This is a genomic window from Microbacterium sp. MM2322 (assembly GCF_964186585.1).
Taxonomy (GTDB): Bacteria; Actinomycetota; Actinomycetes; order Actinomycetales; family Microbacteriaceae; genus Microbacterium.
This window is the reverse complement of sequence record NZ_OZ075067.1, coordinates 350,887-370,267: the sequence shown is the minus strand read 5'-3', so window position 1 is coordinate 370,267 and position 19,381 is coordinate 350,887. Positions and strand designations below refer to the sequence as shown.

General features: G+C 69.7%; 19 protein-coding genes, 1 tRNA gene and 7 pseudogenes. 9 read left to right on the top strand and 18 right to left on the bottom strand.

Features of this window, described 5'->3' with window-relative positions:
* Positions 1-612 precede the first annotated feature (612 nt).
* On the top strand, positions 613-1,425 hold the full coding sequence (locus ABQ271_RS01835) for a WecB/TagA/CpsF family glycosyltransferase (protein WP_349309851.1): 813 nt from the start codon (positions 613-615) through the stop codon (positions 1,423-1,425).
* Positions 1,426-1,575: 150 nt separating this feature from the next.
* Here the strand turns inward: ABQ271_RS01835 and ABQ271_RS01830 are convergent, their stop codons facing one another.
* Complete coding sequence (locus ABQ271_RS01830) at positions 1,576-2,643, bottom strand: Gfo/Idh/MocA family oxidoreductase (protein WP_349309850.1); 1,068 nt, start codon at positions 2,641-2,643, stop codon at positions 1,576-1,578.
* A gap of 364 nt (positions 2,644-3,007) precedes the next feature.
* Here ABQ271_RS01830 and ABQ271_RS01825 point away from each other — a divergent pair, with 364 nt between their 5' ends.
* Complete coding sequence (locus tag ABQ271_RS01825) at positions 3,008-3,757, top strand: galactosyltransferase-related protein (RefSeq protein WP_349309849.1); 750 nt, start codon at positions 3,008-3,010, stop codon at positions 3,755-3,757.
* 177 nt (positions 3,758-3,934) lie between these two features.
* On the opposite strand, the gene ABQ271_RS01820 is transcribed toward ABQ271_RS01825, so the two are convergent.
* Positions 3,935-4,243: a TraR/DksA C4-type zinc finger protein gene (locus ABQ271_RS01820; protein WP_349309848.1), complete on the bottom strand. Its 309-nt coding sequence runs from the start codon at positions 4,241-4,243 to the stop codon at positions 3,935-3,937.
* Positions 4,244-4,581: 338 nt separating this feature from the next.
* On the opposite strand from ABQ271_RS01820, the gene ABQ271_RS01815 reads away from it, so the two are divergent.
* Positions 4,582-5,079 carry a hypothetical protein gene (locus ABQ271_RS01815; RefSeq protein WP_076708145.1) on the top strand — a complete coding sequence of 166 codons (498 nt, stop codon included), beginning with the start codon at positions 4,582-4,584 and terminating at the stop codon, positions 5,077-5,079.
* Between the two features lie 42 nt (positions 5,080-5,121).
* On the opposite strand, the gene ABQ271_RS01810 is transcribed toward ABQ271_RS01815, so the two are convergent.
* The 3 genes from ABQ271_RS01810 to ABQ271_RS01800 all read right to left on the bottom strand — a co-directional run bounded on the left by ABQ271_RS01810 (position 5,122) and on the right by ABQ271_RS01800 (position 6,562).
* A complete protein-coding gene (locus tag ABQ271_RS01810; RefSeq protein WP_349309847.1) occupies positions 5,122-5,667 on the bottom strand; it encodes a dihydrofolate reductase family protein in 546 nt (181 codons plus the stop codon).
* Between the two features lie 38 nt (positions 5,668-5,705).
* The gene (locus ABQ271_RS01805; RefSeq protein ID WP_349309826.1) at positions 5,706-6,041 is read right to left on the bottom strand and encodes a hypothetical protein; all 336 of its coding nucleotides are present in this window, start codon (positions 6,039-6,041) and stop codon (positions 5,706-5,708) included.
* A 62-nt stretch (positions 6,042-6,103) separates the two neighbouring features.
* Positions 6,104-6,562 carry a GNAT family N-acetyltransferase gene (locus tag ABQ271_RS01800; RefSeq protein ID WP_349309846.1) on the bottom strand — a complete coding sequence of 153 codons (459 nt, stop codon included), beginning with the start codon at positions 6,560-6,562 and terminating at the stop codon, positions 6,104-6,106.
* Positions 6,563-6,684: 122 nt separating this feature from the next.
* Between ABQ271_RS01800 and ABQ271_RS01795 the strand changes: the two genes are divergently transcribed.
* Positions 6,685-7,929: a maltokinase N-terminal cap-like domain-containing protein gene (locus ABQ271_RS01795; protein WP_349309824.1), complete on the top strand. Its 1,245-nt coding sequence runs from the start codon at positions 6,685-6,687 to the stop codon at positions 7,927-7,929.
* Positions 7,930-7,954: 25 nt separating this feature from the next.
* Here ABQ271_RS01795 and ABQ271_RS01790 read toward each other — a convergent pair.
* The 11 genes and pseudogenes from ABQ271_RS01790 to ABQ271_RS01740 all read right to left on the bottom strand — a co-directional run bounded on the left by ABQ271_RS01790 (position 7,955) and on the right by ABQ271_RS01740 (position 14,573).
* Positions 7,955-8,163 (bottom strand): annotated as a pseudogene (locus tag ABQ271_RS01790) (DUF3072 domain-containing protein).
* A gap of 129 nt (positions 8,164-8,292) precedes the next feature.
* Positions 8,293-10,583 (bottom strand): annotated as a pseudogene (gene treS, locus ABQ271_RS01785) (maltose alpha-D-glucosyltransferase).
* 10 nt (positions 10,584-10,593) lie between these two features.
* Entirely contained in the window at positions 10,594-10,860 is a 267-nt protein-coding gene (locus ABQ271_RS01780) for a hypothetical protein (protein WP_349310924.1), read from the bottom strand.
* Positions 10,861-10,987: 127 nt separating this feature from the next.
* A pseudogene (locus ABQ271_RS01775) lies at positions 10,988-11,056 on the bottom strand (hypothetical protein); the annotation flags it as partial.
* 118 nt (positions 11,057-11,174) lie between these two features.
* On the bottom strand, positions 11,175-11,687 hold the full coding sequence (locus tag ABQ271_RS01770; RefSeq protein WP_349309845.1) for a hypothetical protein: 513 nt from the start codon (positions 11,685-11,687) through the stop codon (positions 11,175-11,177).
* A 58-nt stretch (positions 11,688-11,745) separates the two neighbouring features.
* Positions 11,746-11,841 (bottom strand): annotated as a pseudogene (locus tag ABQ271_RS01765) (hypothetical protein); the annotation flags it as partial.
* A 120-nt stretch (positions 11,842-11,961) separates the two neighbouring features.
* Complete coding sequence (locus ABQ271_RS01760; RefSeq protein ID WP_349309844.1) at positions 11,962-12,096, bottom strand: hypothetical protein; 135 nt, start codon at positions 12,094-12,096, stop codon at positions 11,962-11,964.
* Between the two features lie 60 nt (positions 12,097-12,156).
* Complete coding sequence (locus tag ABQ271_RS01755; protein ID WP_349309843.1) at positions 12,157-12,453, bottom strand: hypothetical protein; 297 nt, start codon at positions 12,451-12,453, stop codon at positions 12,157-12,159.
* A gap of 425 nt (positions 12,454-12,878) precedes the next feature.
* Positions 12,879-13,178, bottom strand: a pseudogene (locus tag ABQ271_RS01750) (hypothetical protein); the annotation flags it as partial.
* 102 nt (positions 13,179-13,280) lie between these two features.
* Positions 13,281-14,120 (bottom strand): methyltransferase domain-containing protein, encoded by an 840-nt coding sequence (locus ABQ271_RS01745; RefSeq protein ID WP_349309842.1) that lies wholly within the window; start codon positions 14,118-14,120, stop codon positions 13,281-13,283.
* Positions 14,035-14,573: pseudogene (locus ABQ271_RS01740) on the bottom strand (hypothetical protein). Before ABQ271_RS01740 ends, ABQ271_RS01745 begins: the two are co-directional and overlap by 86 nt.
* A gap of 284 nt (positions 14,574-14,857) precedes the next feature.
* Between ABQ271_RS01740 and ABQ271_RS01735 the strand changes: the two are divergent.
* Positions 14,858-15,241, top strand: a complete 384-nt coding sequence (locus tag ABQ271_RS01735) for a hypothetical protein (RefSeq protein ID WP_349309841.1) — start codon at positions 14,858-14,860, stop codon at positions 15,239-15,241.
* On the opposite strand, the gene ABQ271_RS01730 is transcribed toward ABQ271_RS01735, so the two are convergent.
* Positions 15,220-15,307, bottom strand: a tRNA-Ser gene (locus tag ABQ271_RS01730). The genes ABQ271_RS01735 and ABQ271_RS01730 overlap by 22 nt on opposite strands.
* A gap of 631 nt (positions 15,308-15,938) precedes the next feature.
* Between ABQ271_RS01730 and ABQ271_RS01725 the strand changes: the two genes are divergently transcribed.
* The 4 genes and pseudogenes from ABQ271_RS01725 to ABQ271_RS01710 all read left to right on the top strand — a co-directional run bounded on the left by ABQ271_RS01725 (position 15,939) and on the right by ABQ271_RS01710 (position 18,649).
* Entirely contained in the window at positions 15,939-16,229 is a 291-nt protein-coding gene (locus ABQ271_RS01725; protein ID WP_349309840.1) for a DUF429 domain-containing protein, read from the top strand.
* A 59-nt stretch (positions 16,230-16,288) separates the two neighbouring features.
* Positions 16,289-17,669, top strand: a pseudogene (locus ABQ271_RS01720) (MFS transporter).
* A gap of 168 nt (positions 17,670-17,837) precedes the next feature.
* Entirely contained in the window at positions 17,838-18,017 is a 180-nt protein-coding gene (locus tag ABQ271_RS01715; protein WP_349310923.1) for a lactate/malate family dehydrogenase, read from the top strand.
* Positions 18,014-18,649 carry a hypothetical protein gene (locus ABQ271_RS01710; RefSeq protein ID WP_349309839.1) on the top strand — a complete coding sequence of 212 codons (636 nt, stop codon included), beginning with the start codon at positions 18,014-18,016 and terminating at the stop codon, positions 18,647-18,649. Before ABQ271_RS01715 ends, ABQ271_RS01710 begins: the two co-directional genes overlap by 4 nt.
* Before the next feature lie 344 nt (positions 18,650-18,993).
* Here the strand turns inward: ABQ271_RS01710 and ABQ271_RS01705 are convergent, their stop codons facing one another.
* Entirely contained in the window at positions 18,994-19,338 is a 345-nt protein-coding gene (locus ABQ271_RS01705; protein WP_349309838.1) for a TRIC cation channel family protein, read from the bottom strand.
* Between the last annotated feature and the right edge of the window lie 43 nt (positions 19,339-19,381).

The following is a 19,381-nucleotide window of genomic DNA, read 5'->3' as shown; positions in this document are numbered from 1 at the left end:
AGCCTCCCCAAACGGCCGTCGAGTCGGCGCGATCGGATGAACCCGCGCTCGAACTACGCCGCAACGCTACCCGCGATCGCCTCGACCGTCCTCCCGTATTCCGATCAGGATCCCCTAACCAACCCCGCAACGTGTCCCCCATTTGGGGGACAGGAGATTAGGTTTGTCCCCCTATTGGTGGACATCGCGCGGGCGAGTAACGTTCGGGTATCGCCGCTGTGAAGGCTTTGGGGAGCTGACACGGCACACGGCGGCAGCAGAAGAATTGGGGGCGCGCTTGGGGGCCGCATCCATGTCTGCCCGGGCTCTTCGTACGTCTTCGTTCCCGGAACGACCTCGTACGAAGAGCCCAAACTCCACGCGTCGAAGGGGACTGTGCGCGTGGTGAGCCACCTGGCGGCTGGGGGAGGAACGAAGGAACGCCGAGGGGTCGGCGCGCCGGGTGGCATCGGGGGGATGGATGCCGGGAACGGGGGGACCGCGGATCGGATCCGCACACTGGGGGGCAGGTTGGGGCCTGCGACAACATCTGGGGGACAGGACGTTCATGGGGAACGAACGAATGACGCGTGCGCATGGTCGTGGTGCGGTTCGGGCGAGGGGAGCCCGCTGATGGCCACGCGTGCAATGGCGCCGACTGCGACCATTTCCGCGCCGTCGTCGGCCGGCCCTCCCACGATCCGCATCGCGGGAACAAAGGTCCATCTCACCGACGCGCGGGGCGCGTGCGACGCGATCGCGGACACCGTCCACGACCACAGCCGCGCGCCACTGGCCGTCACCTCGGTGAACCTCGATCACGTGCATCATGCGGCGAGCCATGTCGTCGGCGCGGGCCACGGCATCCGGCATCTCAATCTGATCGACGGCGCGCCGATCGCCTCGCAGGTCCGACGGTTGACAGGGGCCGATTGGCCGCGCCTGTCGGGCAACGATCTGATCGGCGACATCCTGCGACGCGCGAACAGCGAACGCTGGCGCGTCGCGGTCGTGGGCGGCTCACCGGCGACGCGAGAGTCCCTCCACCGCAGAGTCGTCGCGCAGTGGCCGGGTGTCTCGCTGATCGGTCACTGGACGCCGAACCGTGCCGAGGTCGCGTCGTCTGCCGCGTCTGCCGCGATTGCGGAGAAGATCAGTCACACGGATGCGGACCTCGTGATCGTCTGCATGGGGAAACCCCTGCAAGAGGACTGGATCGACGCCTACGGCGAAGCGACGGGCGCGCGCGTCCTGCTCGCGTTCGACGCGGTGGTCGACTTCCTGGCAGGTCGAGTCTCGCGCGCACCACGATGGGTGGCGCGCACGCGATTCGTGAAGATGTGGCGGCTCATGCTGGAGCCCCGGAGATTGGCGAAGCGGTACCTCGTCGAGGGACCCCCGGCCTATCTGGCCGTCCGCCGATCTTCGGGTCATCAAGAAGCATGAACCGTCACCCGCACGCGGGCACGGCCGGACCTCCCCCCGTCCGTCCGTGCCCGCCTGGTGGATCGGTCCGGCGCCGTCTGCGCGTCGGGCCCCGCCCCACCACGTCGATCTAGCGGGAACGCACCGGCTCGCCGACGGCGTCGGGGCGGCTCACGCCGCGACGCCCGCCGCGGGACGCGACTGCGAAAGCGGATACGGGGCGCCGAATGCGGCCAGGCTGCCCGCAGCGGCATCCAGGATCGACAACACCCGCAGTCCGGAGGTGCCACTCGTGCGGGAAGCCCGGTTCTCGCTGATGGCACCAGCGAACTCGGCCACGACTCCGGCGAGCGCTTGCCGGTCCTCGAGCGCGGGAGCTCGAGTGTCGCCGAGGCGGGAGGAGATGTTGGTCGCGCGCCGGTCCTGCGCAGTCGCCCGTGAGATGGACGAGACGTCCACGCCGCGGTCGTAGAGACTGAGCCGCTGCTGCGGGTTGAGATCGTCCCACACCAGCGTCTGACGCGTGCCGCCGATGACCATGCGGCGAGTCCGGGTGGGGCTCAGCCAGTTGACGGTGACATGAGCCATCGCACCGCCGTGAAGCGGCATGGTCAGGTGGCCGATGCAGGACTTACCCGTGTTCAACGGGTCCGACCCGTGCGCTGAGACGGATGCCGCCTGAAGCCCACCGGGCAGGATGAAGTCCATGATCGACAGGTCGTGGGGAGCGAGGTCCCAGAAGACGTCGACATCGGGCTGGACGAGACCGAAATTGATGCGGACACTGTCGATGAAGAGGATGTCGCCGAGTTCGCCCGCCGCGATCAGTTCGCGCACCTTGAGCACGGCCGGCGTGTAGCAGTGGGTGTGGTCAGCCATGAGAACGAGGCCGCGTTCGGATGCTCGTCGCACCATCTCGCTGCCGTGCTCCTGAGTGTCAGCGAGCGGCTTCTCGACGAGGACATGCTTTCCAGCGTCGATCGCGGCCATCGTGATCGAGTGGTGCGTCCGTGCGGGGGTCGCGATCGCTATCGCATCGATGAGCGGATCGGCCAGCACGGAATCGAGGTCCGCCGTCACCGGAGCCCCGCCCACCGCGTCGGCGACGCGCCTCGCACGATCGATGTCGAGGTCGCAGATGGCGGACAGATTCCATTCGCGGCTCGCGCGCAGGCTGCGCGCGAGATTGGGGCCCCAATACCCCGCGCCGATCACTGCGACGTTCAGTCGTCTCTTCACTGCTTTCCCCAGATTCCCCATGTACGTCATGCTCCGAAGAGCACCCCCAGACGCCGCGACGATCGTCGCCCATTCCGTGTCGGGCGGCGTCGGGCGTTCGGGCACCCTTCGCGCGCGTGAGGATACGCAGACGCGCCACTCGGCACGAGACCGCGCACATCCACGCGTGATTCGGAGCCGAGCCCGGATCGGATGGGCGCGAAGATTCGCCCTCTGCCCGTCGCGCGTGCGACGACTGTCCCCACTGTCCCCATGCTCTTCCCCAGTCGCACGCATCCCGAGCAAGAGATGCGGGCCATAGACCGGTTCCGTCGACGATCCCACTCGTCGCCGTTGTGCATGCCTCCCCAGGCAGGCACGGCCGGTGTCTTCCTCGGCTATGGAACCAGACCTGGGGCGCGGGCACAACACCACAGCTCATACGGATGCCGGAGCCGCAGTCGGCTCGGGCGTCCGACGAGCCGCCGCCTCAGCCCCAACCGCCGAGGTAGGCGGCGACGTCGGGCTCGCCGCCGAGGGCACTCACCCCGTCGACGCGCTCCGCGACGCGCGGGAACAGGTCGTCGCGCCCGCACCGTTCCTCCCGGGACGCCGCCCGCAGAGAACGGATGCGGAGAAGAGGCGTCGCGTCGTCGTCGATGATCGAGAAGAGTCCGAGTCCGTCACGGGCGACGCGCTCGACGATGTCGCGGAGCCCCCCGTCGACGCGGGTCGGGCGCACGACCTCGATGCGGAACGGGTAGCGGCATCCGAGGAGTATGCGTTGTTCTGGTCGCTGTCGTTCGCGCTGACGCCCGAGACGTGGCGGCGGATCGGCGGTTTCGACGAGGCGTACGAGGGGTACGGCGGCGAGGACACGGACTTCGCCTTCCGCATGCGCGCCCAGGGAGTCCCCCTGGTGTGGACCGGCGGCGCCCATGCGTACCACCAGTACCACCAGACCTCGTCGCCGCCGTGGCAGCACCTCGACGACATCCTCCGCAACGGCGCTCTCTTCCATGAGCGCTGGGGTGAGTGGCCGATGACCGGGTGGTTGGATGCCTTCGAGCGCGGCGGCGGCGTGATCCGGTATGCCGACGGGTGGCGCCGTGCTCCGGCGGAGGGTGGCGTCTAGACCTCGCGGCTCACCGCCACGCGGACCAGACGCCCTGCACGCGATCGAATTCCTTTCCCGGGCCGCCCTTGCGTGGGGCGGCGTCCGACGGTGTGCGAACGGCGAAGACGGTGCGGCGGACCCAGCGCCGGACAGAAGCCAGGAAGGTCGGTGACGGGGTCATCGTGGTCGCCCCCCTCACGCCGCTGCGCGGGAGCACTCGATGCACGTCGCCGCGTGGGGTACGGCCTCGAGGCGTGCCGGGGCGATCCAGCCACTGCACTGCGAGCAGTGTCCGTAGGTTCCTGCGTCGATGCGGTTGAGCGCGCGGGTGATCTCCTCCACTGCGCGGCGGTTGGCGGCGAGCGTCTGGTAGGCCATCGGGTCGATCGACGGCAGCGCTCGCGGCGTCAGCTCTTCGATGATGGCGAGTCGCTCGGTCAGGCTCTCCTCCAAGAGGGCGCGGAAGGGTCCTGTATCGATAACGACGGGTGAATCGGTGGTCATGTCACTCTCCTTGCAAAAAAGAAACGCGCCGCAGATGCGACGCGTTGGCTTCGAAGATGGGACGACTCACGTGAGTGAGGTCCCCCATCGAATGCCATGGCGCGTCGAGATCCGCTTCGCAGCCCCCGGCGGCGAAAGGGTGACGCGGAACTCCCCAACGAGGCTCCGACGAACGCCGCGCCGCCCCCGAGGGGCAGCGCGCAGGGCGCCGAGTCGCTGGTCGATTGCCATGGCCTCACCATAGCCGCGAAAAGAAAAAGGGCAAATCAGAGGAAAAAAAGTAGAGCTTGCCGATTCCTGTAAAGCGGCTATGGTGTGAGGTTCACGAGGGAGGGGCTGTGCACAGTTTCGAGGGGCAGGCGGTTGTGACTGCGGAGGTGGTCGGCGACCGCATCCCTGCGCTCGCATCGCTGCCATCGTGCGATCGCAGCGCCGGAGCCAGGGTGCTGGTCGTCGGCGTGGACGGTCGCGACGTCGCCACCGCTCGCGGCGTGAAGGAGATCCTGCACCAGGCTGAGACGCACGTTGCGCGTCACCATCGCAACCAGCGCCATATCGTCATCGTCGTGCAGGTCGCCCATGACCTCGACGACCACGCGCAGCGCAGTGCGCACCGATGGGCGGGCGGCATCCACACCGCACGGCAGCGAGCACGCGGTGCCGAGGTGTCGGTGGTCCTCCTCCTCATCGACCCGGCAACTCCCCCGACCACCGTGCAGCAGCGGATCGACGAGCTGAAGTCCAGGCCCGTCGGGGTGAACTGCGCCGTCGTCCTCACCGGCGAGGAGATCCGCCACGAGCCCATCGCGGTCGTCTCGGCACGCGACTACATCTGAGCGGATGTCGCCGCTACAGCGCGCGGGAGAAATCCGGCTCCTTCACCGCCTCGGCGCGTAGGTCTCGGCGACGATGCCCGAGTCGAAGGCGAGGCGGTCGACGAGCTCCAGGTCGAGCGGTTCCGGCAAGCCGTCGAACAGCCTCGGACCGTGTCCGACAACGCGCGGATGGATGACGAAGGTGTATTCGTCGATCAGCCCCCACCCGGCCAGCGTCGTCGCGAGTGCGACCCCGCCGGTGTAGAGCCCCTCCCCCGGCATCGCCTTCAGCCGCTCGACTTCGGTGCGCAGATCGCCCGAGACGAGCTCCGCGTTCCAGTCGACCGAACCGAGCGTCGACGACACCACGTACTTCTTTGCCGCATCGATCGTCCGGGCGAACGGCTGCGTCCACTCCGGCATCGCATCGGATGCCGGGGGTCGCCAGGCATCCTCCATCATGCGGTAGACGGTGCGACCGAGCAGGAGCGCGTCGGCGCGGGCGATCTGCTGCGCGGCGTGCTCGTGAGTCTGCGCGTCGGGGATGCCGGCGCGGTGGTCGACGCATCCGTCGAGCGTGACGTTGATCGAGTAGCGGAGGGGTCGCATAGCGCGACACTACGCCGGGGTCACGGACGCCGACAGTGTCAGAACGACTCCTCGAACCAGGGGTCGTCCTCCTCGTACGGGTACTCGCTCACCGACGCCGGCGGGTGGACCAGACGGTCGTTCCGGCTGAGGAGATCCATGAGCGCAGACTCGTCCTCCAAGCCGTCCGCGTCGCCGGGGTGCGGCACCGTGAAGAGCTGACTGCTGGGACCGATGAGCATCGACGAGATCGCCGGGCCCTCAGGAGTGAGGATGGGGACTGCGACGAGGTCGGCCCCCTCGTGCTCTGCGAGCGTCTTCGCGTACCGCATCACCGCGTCGGCGATCGCGTCGGTCGTGACGACGTATCCGTCGCCGTAATGGAGCTCGAGCATCGATCGATGGTGCATCCCCGCTGGCCCAGACAGATGGGGGTCGCGCACCCGGCATCCGTCTCTTACACTTCGGCTTCTGCGGGGCGCGCCATCGGGACGTGCGGGATCCGGTCTTCGATGTACGACGGTCCTGCGGAGACGAAGCCGAAGCGGCCGTACCAGTCGGCGAGGTGCTCCTGCGCATCGAGGACGAACGGTCGCGACGCGTCCCGCGCGGCGGCGTCGTGGATCGCCCGCCGCATGAGGTCCGCGCCGACACCCCGGCCTCGGGCTGCCGCGCTCGTGACGACCCGACCGATCCGCCATTCCTCGCCCTCGTCGAGCAGGCGCAACGTCCCGAGGACCTCGCCATCCTCCTCCGCCCACGCGATCAACGCGCCGGGCTCGATGTCGCGCCCGTCGAGCTCGGGGTACGCGGCCTCCTGCTCGACGACGAACACGCTCACGCGCAGCCACAGGATGCGGTAGAGGGTCGTCGCCGGGATCTCAGCGAGCGGGGACAGATGGATGCCGATGGTCACCGGTCCACGCTACGCGGCCTCAGGACGGCGACCGATGCGGGAAGGACACGATCGCCCTACCTTCCCGGGGAATCGTCGTCCACCCCTTCCTAGATCCGGTGTCGGCGGGTCATGGTGATCGTGTGCGATTCGACGAGGACCTCAGCGCCTGGGTGGCGCAGCAACGCTGGTATGCGGGCAAGAGTCACGATCCACGGTTCCGCGTGCTCGATGCGCGACCGGCACCCGGTGGCGCGACCACCTACCTGCTAATGGACGACGCCGGTGCTCTGCCGACGCTGTACAACGTGCCCCTCACCGAGGTGAGCGAGCCGCCTGCCGAGGAGGTCGTCACCACGACCGACGACGGGCGTTCCCTCACGGATGCGACCCGGCATCCCGCCTTCACCATCGGACTCCTCGCGGAGATGGGTGTCGATACGAGCCGAGTGACGGGTTCGCGGGTGCTCACCGGCGAGCAGTCGAACACGTCCATCGTCTACGACGTCGACGGGTCGCCCGCGATCATCCTCAAGCTGTTCCGCACGCTGCACCACGGCGAGAACCCCGACGTCACGGTGCAGCGCGTGCTGAGCGACGCCGGCTCGCCCTACGTGCCCCAGTTCTACGGCAGCGCGGATGCCGAGTGGCCCGATGTCGGCCGCGAATCGGGCACGGCGCGGGGCACGCTCGGCTTCGCGCAGGAGTTCCTCCCCGGCGTCCGCGACGGATGGGCGATCGCGCTCGACGCGGCGCGCGAGGGACGCGACTTCACCGACGCCGCCCGCGATCTCGGCGTCGCCGTCGCGGGCGTCCACGGCGCGCTCAGCGACGCCCTCGAATCGGTGGATGCCTCCCCCGACCAGCTCGCCGCCGTCGGCCGGGCCTGGCGTCGCCGCCTGGCGATCGCATCCGCCGAGGTTCCCGCCGTCGCCGACCGCCTCGCCGCCATCGACGCCGTGTACGCCGAGGCGCTCGAACGTCCATGGCCCCGGATGCAGCGGATCCACGGCGACCTGCACCTCGGACAGGTCCTCGCGGTGCCCCACGGCGGGTGGCGCATCGTGGACTTCGAGGGCGAGCCGCTCCGACCGATGGCGGAGCGTGCGATCCCCGACCTTCCGCCGCGCGACGTGGCCGGCATGCTGCGGTCGTTCGACTACGCGGGCGCGGTCGGCGCGGGACCGGATGCCGCGGCCTGGGCAGCATCCTGCCGCGAGGCCTTCCTGTCGGCATACGCAACAGCCCCCGGGGCGATCGAGCTCGACCCGGCACTCCTCCGCGCCCTCGTGCTCGACAAGGCCGTCTACGAATCCATCTACGAAGCGCGCAACCGCCCCGACTGGCTGCCCGTGCCGCTCGCCGGCATCGACGCCGCGCTCGCCTGATCGGGCGAACGCAGCGTCGGCGCGGTCAGCTGGTCGCGCCGCGCCCGGTCGCCTGCTGCAGGCGGTCGATGTGCTCGGAGGCTTCGGCCTTCGTCAAGGTGGCGGGGATCTCCTCCCCGCTTCGCGAGCCAGGGTGTCGAGGTAGCTGCGCTGCGCGCCGGTCATCGGCTCGTCGCCGGTGACCCATTCCTCGGGGTCTTTCACCGCGGTGTCGCCGCTCGGTCCGCCGAGCATCTCTGGCGCATCAGCGTCGGTGGGGTCGACGGAGTCGTTCTCGGGGAAGCTGCTCTGATCGGTCATGAGGCGACGGTACGCACCTCCCCCGACATCGCGAGGGGGGCTTGCGCCCGGCATCCGATCGGGTCAGTCCTCGTCGACCTGCGGCTGCAGGACGAGGAACCGCGCACCGTACCCGGGGAGCGACACCGAGAAGCTCTGCAGGTCGTCGACGCGGCCGATGACCTCGTCGCTCGCGGCATCGAGCACGTCGCTCTGCGGCGTGAGGTGCTCGGACCGCACCGTGCCCTCGATCGCCTCGGACGAGAAGTTGAGCACCGTCACCTGCACGGGGGCGTCCGCCTCCGCCACCCCGTCGTCGAGACGGTGGACGAGCACGAGCATGCCGGCGTGGGCGACCTCGGGGATGTCGACGGCCGTCGCCGTCGCGATGCCCGACTGGCGACGCAGGTCGAGAATGGCCGACAGCCGCGACGCGAACGAATCGGGGTCGTCGAGCTGTGCCGGGAGCCGGCCCGGCGAGCGCCGACCGCGCGGCATGCCCGACGTCGAGCGCGTCGCACCGGGATCGGCGTCGAGCAGGTCGTGCGCGCCGCGCTCGATCCAGCGGGTGTCGCCGACGCGGATGAGGTCGGCGACCTCGTCGCCCGGAAGAGTCAGCATGCCGGCGGTCCCAGCCCGACGGGCGAAGACGCCCGGCTCAGGCGTTGTGGCGCAGAGCAGCAGGTGAGCGTCGCGGATGGCGGGGATCTCGTCCTCGGTGATCTCATCGAGGGTCGGGATGCCGCGCGTCGCCGCGATGAGCGACGTCGCCGTGCAGGCGATGCCGTTCTGCGTGAAGACCCAGGTTGTAATCACCGGCATCCACCAGCTTCTCGGTCAACTCCGCACGGACGATCTCGGCGAGCTCGCCGCCCGTGATCGTGTCGCCGCGGAAGCCGTACTCCTCGTCGGCGTGCCGCGTCGCCCAGTGGACGAGCTCGTAGGTGAGCTCGTCGTGGTTCTGCATGCCGTGAGCAGGCTTGCGCCGGCGCGACGCCGAGCGCGAGCGACGACGTCGACGCGAGGCGCAGGAACTCCGTCTGCCCCGTCGCCAAAGCGTGGTGGTACCCCGGGCGTCCGATGAAGTGGTACGACAGGTCGGCGCCGACGGCGCCCATGTAGCGGATGTCCTCCATCGTGAGGTTCAGCTCCTGGAACGTGAACCCGCCGACCTTGCGGACCATGCCCGCGATGATGTGGTTCGCGGCGTGCGAGAGCGGATGCCCCTCCGACCACGCCGGCAGACCCTCGGCGCTCTTCTCGACGCCGAGGAATCCGTTGGCGTCGAGGCGCAGCGCGCTCGTGCTAAGCTCGCCGAGCGAGTGCAGCGCGTCGCCGATGACGAGGCGCATACCGGCGAAGGTCGGGTCCAGCCAGTTGATGGAGGGCTGACCCTGCTTGAAGTAATGCAGGTAGACCAGCAGCGGCGCGTGATCCCGTCGGGACCGATCGCGGGAGCCGTCGCCGACCAGTTCGTCTCCTTCACGCCCGGCGTGTAGAAGATGACGCGCTGCAGGGCGCCGATGATGTAGCCGTGCTCGGCGAGCGTGTGCTCGGTGGCCGGGTCGAGGTTGACGCTGTCGTACCCCTCGGGGACGTCCGGCAGCAGGTGCCAGTCCTCGGGCGGGATCGCGACCATGTCGGTAGTCCCGGGGTAGTCCTTGAAGCCCATCTCAGCGAGGCGGAAGTCGGCGCCCTTGCCGGTGTGGCCGGGCACGATGTCGTCGATGATGCTGCCGCCATGCGATTCGGCGACGTGTCGCAGAGCGCGCGGAACTCGTCCTCCGTGCCGAAGGCGGGATCGATGGCGGTGCTGATGCGGTCGAAGTGACCGTCGACGCTGGGGGTCTCGCCCCAGCCTTCGATGCCGCCGGCGCGCTTGACCGGACCGGTGTGGACCGCAGTGATGCCGATCCGCTCGAACACCGACCACAGCTCGTCGTCGCCGAGGGTCAAAGAGGAACGACTGCCCCGGCCGCGTGATCAGCGAGATGGGGTACGCGGTGAACCACACGTCACTCGTCGCGATCCGCGGCGGGCGTCGGGGCGGGCGTAGGCGTTCCGCCGCGCATCGTCGGCTGTCCCGACAGCGGGCGCGCCAGCACATCGGCATCCTTCAGCATCGACTGCCGGACCAACCACTCGACGTACGACGGGTTCGTGCCGTTCGCCGTGCGCGGGTCGGTACGGATGCGGCGCACGCTGCTGCCGCGCAGGTTGTCTTCGGGCGGAGCCGACGGGGCCGCGCGGGATAGCGCTGCTCGTCGTAGCTGATCTCGGGCATCTCGAGGTCCCCGTCCTCGGCGGCAGCGAGCGCCGCGAGGTCGATGGGTCCGGTGTTAGAGATCTTCGGGTCGATCGTCGTCACGCGCCATGGAGTCCACGCTACGAAGTCGGAGCGGTCGGCAGGAAGGGGTGGTGCCGAGATTCTCGAAGCGTTATGGGATGCCGCATGGCCCCAGTGAGCATCGACCCGACGCGATGTGCCACTTCCGCTCCGGAATGGCCGCAGATCGCGTCGGGTCGACGTCGTGCAGGGTGATAGCGCGCGCGCGGGTCGATCGGGTCGGACTCCAGGGCGAGGACGCCGAACACCGCCTCGTGCACGCGCCAGAGCGGTTCTCCGGCGGTGAAGCGGTGGAGCGACTCGATACCGAGGCCGTCTCGCGCGCCGCGAGCGAGGAGCGCTTGTGGCCGACGTTGCGGTCGCGGAGGCGCCGAGGTTCGCGGGGTCGGTGTAGTCCGGGCCGTAGATGATCCGCAGGTACTCGCGCCCGCGCACCTTGATGCCCGGCTGCACGAGTCCCTTCTCGGTGCGCGTGAGGTTGGCGAACGGCTTGACGACCATCCCCTCGCCGCCCGCCGCGGTGAGTTCCTGCCCGCCACGAGACGGTCCGCGACGGATGCCTCGTCACCGAGGTCCACGCGCCGTCGCCGCGTCGGCGCCACCAAGGTCGGGTGCGGCGTTAGACCAGGCGGTCGGCGACCCCCAGGTGCCAGCCGTGATCGCGGGTCTCGAACGTGGCATCCCCTGCGGCGAGCACCTGGAACGGCGCCACCGAACCTCGTCGTCGCCGCCGACGTAGCGGCGATACGCAGCGCGGAACCCCCGCGCGCCCTCGGCGCGTGCCTGCGTCCCGCGCCGCGAGGGCACTGACGTCGATCCCGGATGCCGCGGCCCGAGCGAGCACCGCAGCGGCGGCATCCGTCGCGGTCTCCGCCGCGGTCGCGACCAACACGTCAAGGTCACTGACGAGCGCGCCGGCCTTGAGCACCAGGGCAGGATCTCGGCGTCGAGGAGCACCCACGACGCGCCGAGCTCCTCCCAGACGCCGGCCCGCTTCGAGCGCCTCGTCGAGGCGAGCGAGCATGTCGGCTTCGACGTCGGAGGCGAAGAAGGGGCGACCCGTCCGCGTGTGGATCGACCCCCGCCATCCCTCGGGCGCGGTGAACCGTGCCAGGTAGCGCGGAACGAGCACCGAGGGCGCGAGAGCCCATGTGCTTCTCCTCGGCGATGAGGTCGGTCACGCCGTTTCCGCGGTAGGTCGCGAACGCCTCGTCACCGGGATCGAGGTAGCCCTCGCGCGCCGAGGTGTTCGCGGCACCAGCGTGGGCGGCAGGTGGATCAGCCAGCGCGGGTCGGTCGCCCAGCGGCTGATCGTCTCGAGGCCGCCCGCGGACTGCTCCTCCTGAATGCCGACCCGGCCGTGCAGGCTCGTCTGCACGGTGAGCTTGCCCTGCACGTCGGCGAGGTCAAGGAGCCCCCGGAGCGCGCATCGGCGCGGCGGGGACGAGCGGGCGGATCGGGTCGTCCCAGACCTGCTCGGCCGGCACCGAGACGACCTCGCGCTCCGGGTAGCGCATCACCGAGAGCGCTCCGCCGAACACGCACCCGGTGTCGAGGCACGCGGTGTTGTTGACCCATTCGACGGTCGGGACCGGTGTGTGTCAGCAGAGCACGACCGCCGTGCCGCGGTAGTCCTCGGCCCACAGATGACACACGGAAGGCCGTACTCGTCGGTCTCCCCCGTGGTCTCGCCGTAGAAGACGGACTGCACGCCCACGCCCGGACGCGCGGCCGTGGTACTGCTCCTTCAGCCCCGCGTGGGCGACGACGAGGCGCCCCTCATCGAGGATCAGGTGCGACACGAGGTCGTGGCAGAACGCCTCGACCTGCTCGCGGAACTCCTCGCTCTCACCCGACAGCTGAGCGAGCGTCTCCTCGAGGCCGTGCGAGACGGTCACCTTGCGCGCCGCGCAGGGCGCGGACGAGCTTCGCCTCATGGTTGCCGGCACGGCAAAAAAACTGCCAGGGCGACCATCCCCATCGCGAGGCGCAGCACCCCGACGACGTCGGGCCCGCGGTCGATGAGGTCGCCGAGGAACACGACACGACGCTGTTCGGGATGCCGCGCGTCGTCGGCCCGGCCCTGCTCGTCGCGCTGGAGCTCGTAGCCGAGGCGTCCGAGCAGTGCCTCGAGTTCGCTGCGGCATCGTCACGTCGCCGATCACGTCGAACGGTCCGCGCTCGTCGGTGCGGTCGGTGAGCAGACGCGTGCGTTCGATCGTCGCGTCCGCGACCTCATCGGGCGTGCGGAGGACGTGTACCTTGCGGAAACCCTCGCGTCCGAGGTGGCGCAGCCCGCGGCGGAGCTGGTCGTTCTGCCGCTTCACGACGTGGGCGGGAATGCGACGGTCGGTGCGCACCGCGTTCCGCTCGACGGACGCGGATTCGGGCACGTCGAACACGATCGCGACCGGCAGCACGTCGGCGTGCGCCTTCGCGAGTTCGACGAGCGCGCGCGTCGGGCCTCGGGCTGCACGCTCGTCGCGTCGACGACGGTCACGGTGAGCAGTCCCGCGTCGAGACGCTTACCCGCCACGTACTGCAGCGCGTCGAACGTGGCCGCGGTGGCGGACTGGTTGGACTCGTGGTTGGAGACGAGCCCCCGGAACGCGTCGCTTGAGAGCGTTTCGTAGGCGCCGAAGTGCTCCCGCGCGAACGTGGACTTGCCCGAGACCGGATGCCCCGACGAGGACGACGAGCGACAGGGCGGGGATGTCGAGGACGGTCATGCCGCGACCTCCTTCCGGAACAGGGCGAGTTGGGTGGGCGCGCCGAGGTCGGCATCCCGCGTCGCCCGACGGGACGGAACTCGACCGCGTAACCGTGCCGGCCGGCGACCCCCTCGGCCCACGCGCGGAACTCGTCGCGCGTCCACTCGAAGCGGTGGTCGTCGTGGCGGAACGTGCCCGCCGGCAGATCGGGGTAGAGCGCGTTGTACTCCGCGTTGGGCGTCGTGACGACGACGGACCGGAGAGGCCGACGCGAAGACAGCATCCCGGAGCGCACCGAGTCGCGACGGGTCGACGTGTTCGATGACCTCCATGAGCACCATCGCGTCGAACCCGCACAGGCGCTCGTCGCGGTAGACGACGAGCCGTGAAGAAGGTCGATGCGTTCGCGTTCGGCGTCGGATGCCTGGGCGGGGACCAGGCGTCCAGTTGCCGCCTGCTCGAGCGACCGGGCCGACCACATCGACGCCGACGATCTTGGTGAACGAGCGATCCTTCACGAGGCGCGCGAGCAGGGCGCCCGGCCCGCAGCCCATGTCGACGACGCAGTGAACGCCGACGTCGGCGAGCGCGGCGAGGACCGCGTCGGCCCGGTGCTGGCTGAGCGGCGTCGGGCGTTCCTCGAGTGCCGCGTCGGCTGTCTCGAGCAGAGCGCGCTGGTGCAGGAGGTAGCGGCGGGTGATGAGGTCGCGCTCCGGGTGATCCGCGAGCCAGCCCTCGCCGGCGCGCTCGAGCTTGCCGATCTCGTCGTCACCGACCCAGTAGTGCTTGGCGTCGTCGAGGGGCGAGCAGAAGGACGTACAGCTGGCGGAGCGCCTCGGCCAGACGCACCTCACCGGTCAACACGACCGAGCTGTAGCGCGAGTCTGACCACTCGGGGTGCTCGTCGTCGAGCGCGATGCGGTGTCCTTGACCTGCCAGCCGCACGGCTCGTCCGCCGGACAGGTCGTCGCCCCGCCCCGTGCCGAAACGACGGGGATCTCGATGCGCAGCGGCAGAGCGGATGCCGCCAGCTCGGGGTACGAGTCGCTCCGCCCGGTCATCGCGGTACGGAAGACCGTGCCGATCGCGACGGCGAGCATGCTCGACGCGACGTACGGGCGGTCGTTGACGTAGTGACCGAGAGCCCCGGCATCCCCTCGGAACCGCTTGTTGCGGACGAGCGCGATCGGGTCGACCTCGAGCATCACCGCGACGGTGCAGCGGTCGGGCGTTGCCTCGGGGTAGAACACGTGGATGTCACCGACCGGCGCCGAGAACGTCTGCACCTTGGCCGGATGCTTGTACATGAGGAAGCCGAGCGCCGTCGCATCCTGACCGTCCGTCGGCGCATAGGTCACCGTCGCGAGCATCGTCGCCTCCCCCGTCGTGGCATCCGACTCACTCTAGGGCGGCGTGCCTGGTCTCGACCCGACGCGATGTGCGCTGACCGTGCGCGGATGGATGCCGTTCGCGTCGGCTCGCCCTGGTCCCGGCCGGGAGCACGCCGCTAGGGTCGGGGCTATGACCGCCGTCACCGCGTCCGAGGCCCGTCCCCGTCGCACGCCGTCGCTACCGACCGACCCGGTGGACCGTGTTCGTCGCCGGCGTGGTGGTCGTCCCGCTCGCGCTGATTCTGTCCGTCTTCAACAGCTGGGGCCCGCTGACGGAGGAGTCCGCCGTGCGCATGGCCTTCGCCCAGGTCGCGGGCGGCCCCGTCGCGATCCTCAGCGCGCTCGCCTTCGTCGTCCTGACGATCCGCCGCGGCGTCGATTGGGCCGCCACTGCGGGTGCCCTTCTCGTCGCGGCGCTCGTCATCTCCTGGTCGGCCGCCGCGATCGATCGCGCGGCAGGCCGACCTGGTCGATCGGATCGCCACCGTCCAGAGCGTGTCGCTGCTGGAGGGCTGACGTCCACCGAGAGAAACAGAAAACCCCACATCAGCAGGGGTTTTCATGGCGGTGACGGTGGGATTTGAACCCACGGTAGGGGTTACCCTACACAACTTTTCGAGAGTTGACTTCGGCCGCTCGGACACGTCACCGTCGTCCAGCTTACGACACCAGAACGGATGCCGCGAACCGAGCCTCGTCCTGCCTCGCCGAAGCGTCGCAGATGGTCGTGTTGCCGCCCGGTTCGGCGACCATCTGCGACGTCTCGACGCACCGGCGGACGGGTAGCGTCGCGGTGTGATCACCACCGGAGTTGCAGCCTCGCGGCGCAGCCGGCGCGTACGGCGGTCGCCGTCGTGGACTGGCGCGGTGGGGGCGCCGAACTCACGACGCTCCGCCTCGACAACACGGATGACGACATCGTCGGGTTCGCCGCCGGGTCGACGCACGTCGGCGTCGACTGCGCGTTCGGCTGGCCCGACGGCGACTTCGTCGCCTACATCGCGGCGAACGCGCAGGGGCGAGGCACCCGCCCCGGACCTCCGCGGCATCGAGGGACGTCGCCTGCTCGCCTACCGCGAGACCGACCGAGCCACCCACCGGATCACGGGGCGCCTCCCCCTCGGGCCCCGTCTCGACCGATCGCCTGGGACTCACCGCGATGCGGTGCGCCGACCTGCTTCCCGGGTTCGCCGCCGCCGGTGACGTGGTCGACCGGTCGGGCGCGACGGGACGACTCGTCGAGGTCTACCCCGCGGCATCCCTCGCTACTGGGGTGTCGCGGTGTCCGGATACAAGACGGATCCGGCCCGTTCGACGGCGACGGCGATCCTCCTCACCGCAGCTCCCTGGCTCACCGTCACCCCCAATCAGCGCGCGCTGATGCAAGCCTCTGACGACGCGTTCGACGCCGTCGTCGCCGCACTCATCGCCCGCGCACACGCGCTGGGCGCAACGCACCCCGTCCCGCCCGCCGCGCTTGACCGCGCCCGCCGGGAAGGCTGGATCGCCCTCCCCTCCACTCCCCTCGCCGGCCTCGACCCGACGCGACCTGTCGCTTCCCCGCCCGAATGACGACCGTTCCCGTCGGCTCGAGCCCCCGCTGATCTCCTCCCCGGGCGTAACGTGAGCCTGTGAGCGCTCCGACGACATCCCCCCGGTTCGGGCTGATCGTCGCGATCGCAGCGCTCGCGTCGGCCGTCGCGTTCCTCGACGGCACCGTGGTCAACGTCGCACTCCCTGCCATCCGCGACGAGCTGGGCGGCGGTCTGTCGACACAGCAGTGGGCGGTGGATGCCTACCTCCTCACCCTGAGTTCCCTCATCCTCTTCGCGGGGTCGGTGAGCGATGCCTTCGGGCGCGTGCTCGTCCTCCGCATCGGACTGATCGGCTTCGGCATCGCCTCGATCGGCGTGGGGCTCGCTCCCGACCCGGTGGTCCTCATCATCGCCCGAGCACTGCAGGGCGCCGCAGGCGCGTTCCTCGTGCCGAGCTCGCTGGCGCTCATCACCTCGCTCCTGACCGGCCCCGCGCAGGCACGCGCGATCGGTCAGTGGACGGCATGGACGACCGGGGCGAACCTCGCCGGCCCCCTAATCGGCGGGCTGTTCGTCGACCTGCTGTCGTGGCGGTTCGCGTTCCTCGTCAACACCCTCCCGATCGCGGCGACCTTCTACCTCCTGTCCGCGCCTCGGCCACATCGACCACCGGCGCGACGACGCGCACATCGACCTCGTGAGCGCCGCGCTCTGCACCCTCGGGCTCGGCGGGGTGGTCTTCGCGCTCATCGAACAGCCCAACCTCGGATGGGGGCATCCGGCGATCTGGATGCCGCTGGTCGCCGGCATTCTCATGTTCGCGGCGTTCCTCTGGCGTCAGCGCACCGTGCGCTCGCCGATCCTGCCGCTCGGCATCCTCCGCGTCCGGAACTTCTGGACGGGCAATCTCGCAACGTTCTTCATCTACGCCGCGCTCTCACTCAACGGGTTCGTCGTCGGGGTCTACCTCCAGCAGGGCGCGGGTCTGAGCGCGACGCTCGCCGGGCTCTCGAGCCTGCCGACGACGCTGGCCCTCATCGCGCTGAGCTCGGTGGTCGGCGGGTGGGTCAACAGGTTCGGACCTCGCCTGTTCATGACGGCCGGTCCGCTCGTCATGGCGGCGGGCGCCCTGATGTTGCTGGCCGTCCAGAAGGACTTCGACTACTGGACGCAGGTCCTCCCGGGACTGATCGTGTTCGGCCTGGGGCTCGGCGTCACGGTGTCGCCCTTGACGTCGACGATCCTCGGCTCGATCGGCGGCGAGCGATCGGGTATCGCGTCGGCGACGAACAACGCGGTGTCGCGCATCGCCGGACTCGTCGTCATCGCGATCCTCGCGGTCATCATCGGCGGCGCGCTCGACCTCGACGGTTTCCACCGCGCCGCGCTGGTCACGGCGGTCCTGATGGTCGCGGGCGCACTGGTCTCGTTCCTCGGCATCCGCAGGCCCGTCACGGCCGACGCGCAGTCCATCTGATTTGCACGGCTGGATGCGGACCGGCGGCATCCATCGACTGCCACACTGACGGCACCAGCGTCATCGAGAACTCGAAACTCACCGTCGTCGGGGCGGGCGCCGTCGGATCGAGCGTCGCCTACGCCGCCCTGATCCCGCGGGTCGGCACGGCACGTCGCCCTCTACGAGATCGCCGCTGAGAAGGTCGAAGCCGAGGTCCTCGACCTCGCCCACGGCGCGCAGTTCACCGGGTCAAGCGACATCTCGGGCGGGTCCGACGTCGCGGTCGCCGCGGGCTCCCACGTCGTCGTGATCACCGCCGGCGCGAAGCAGAACCCGGGCAGACCCGCACCGAGCTCGCCGGGGTGAACGCCATCCTTCGACGGATGCTGCCCGAACTGCTCGAGGTCGCACCGAAAAATTGCGTCTACGTCATCGTCACCAATCCGTGCGACGTGCTCACCGTCATCGGTCAAGAGGTCACCGGCCTTCCGCCGGAGCGGATCTTCGCGTCGGGCACCGTGCTCGACACCTCGCGCCTGCGGTGGAAGCTCGCGCAGCGCGGGAGTGTCGACCTCGAGCGTGCACGCCTACATCGTCGGCGAGCACGGCGACACCGAGTCCCGCACTGGTCGCGCGCGACGATCGGCACGGTTCCGATCCTCGACTGGCAGCCCCTCGACGGACAGCCGAAATTCACCGTCGATGAGCTCGACCGCATCGCCGTCGATGTGCGGGATGCCGCGTACACGGTCATCCCGGGCAAGGGGGCGACCAACTACGCCATCGGCCTGTCGAGCGCCCGCATCGTCGAGGCGATCCTCGGCGACCAGCACGCCGTCATGCCGGTATCCGCCGGTGCTGAGCGACTTCCAGGGCGTCGACGGCGTTGCCCTCTCGGTGCCCTCCCGTCGTCCACAGCGGCGGCGCCCGACCGATCCTCGAGACGTCCTTCTCGGCCGACGAGCTCGCACTCTTCCACCGCTCCGCCGACGCCTTGAAGTCGGTGGCCGCGTCGCTGCGCTGAGCCGATCCGATCAGGTCGCGCGCGGTCGTCGCAGCAAGCCCGGTTCGGGAAAGGTCCACCGGAACGCGACCGCGACGACCCGGACAGTCACCGTGACCGCAATGCAGATCACGCCCGCGATGAGGGTCGGGACGGCGAACGCGTTGCAGGGCAGCGAGCACCACCGCTGCCCAAGGCTGCAGCAACCACATCCACGTACTAACCTGCAGGAACGAGAACGGCAGGTTCAGGGCAACATCACGCAGCATCCCACCACCAATCACACCAATGACACCAACAACAACAGCACCCACCAGGCAAACACCAAGCAACAGGCCTTCAACACACCGATGGCACGAACATTCCATCTTCACGATCGCGTCGAGCACGATGAGCGGCCAGACAGCCCGCGCGATCACGGACGCCACCGCCATCCCCACGACAGCTCCGGCCGCGGCGACCAGGAGATACCGGTTGCTGCCAGATCACGACGGGCGGCTCGTTGAGCACGACGTCGCGGAGCAGGCTTCCCCCGAGCGCGACGAGGAGGCCGATGACGAGCACGCCCAGCACATCGATGCGCTGGTGTCGGTGCTCCGCCGCGACGAGCGCGCCCTGCAGGCCGCCCAGCCCTGCGGCCAGCAGTTCCACCCAGAGCGGGACGGCGAACGGGACGACGCTCATCTCGGTTCCTCCTCGGCGCGGGCTTGGCGTCAGCGCCGAGATG

Excerpts from the sequence above, each read along its gene's own strand:
- ABQ271_RS01805 (WP_349309826.1), bottom strand. The coding sequence starts at position 6,041 with ATGCTCGAGCTCCATTACGGCGACGGATACGTCGTCACGACCGACGCG.
- ABQ271_RS01810 (WP_349309847.1), bottom strand. The coding sequence starts at position 5,667 with ATGCGACCCCTCCGCTACTCGATCAACGTCACGCTCGACGGATGCGTC.
- ABQ271_RS01820 (WP_349309848.1), bottom strand. The coding sequence starts at position 4,243 with ATGACCACCGATTCACCCGTCGTTATCGATACAGGACCCTTCCGCGCC.
- ABQ271_RS01705 (WP_349309838.1), bottom strand. The coding sequence starts at position 19,338 with ATGAGCGTCGTCCCGTTCGCCGTCCCGCTCTGGGTGGAACTGCTGGCC.
- ABQ271_RS01835 (WP_349309851.1), top strand. The coding sequence starts at position 613 with ATGGCCACGCGTGCAATGGCGCCGACTGCGACCATTTCCGCGCCGTCG.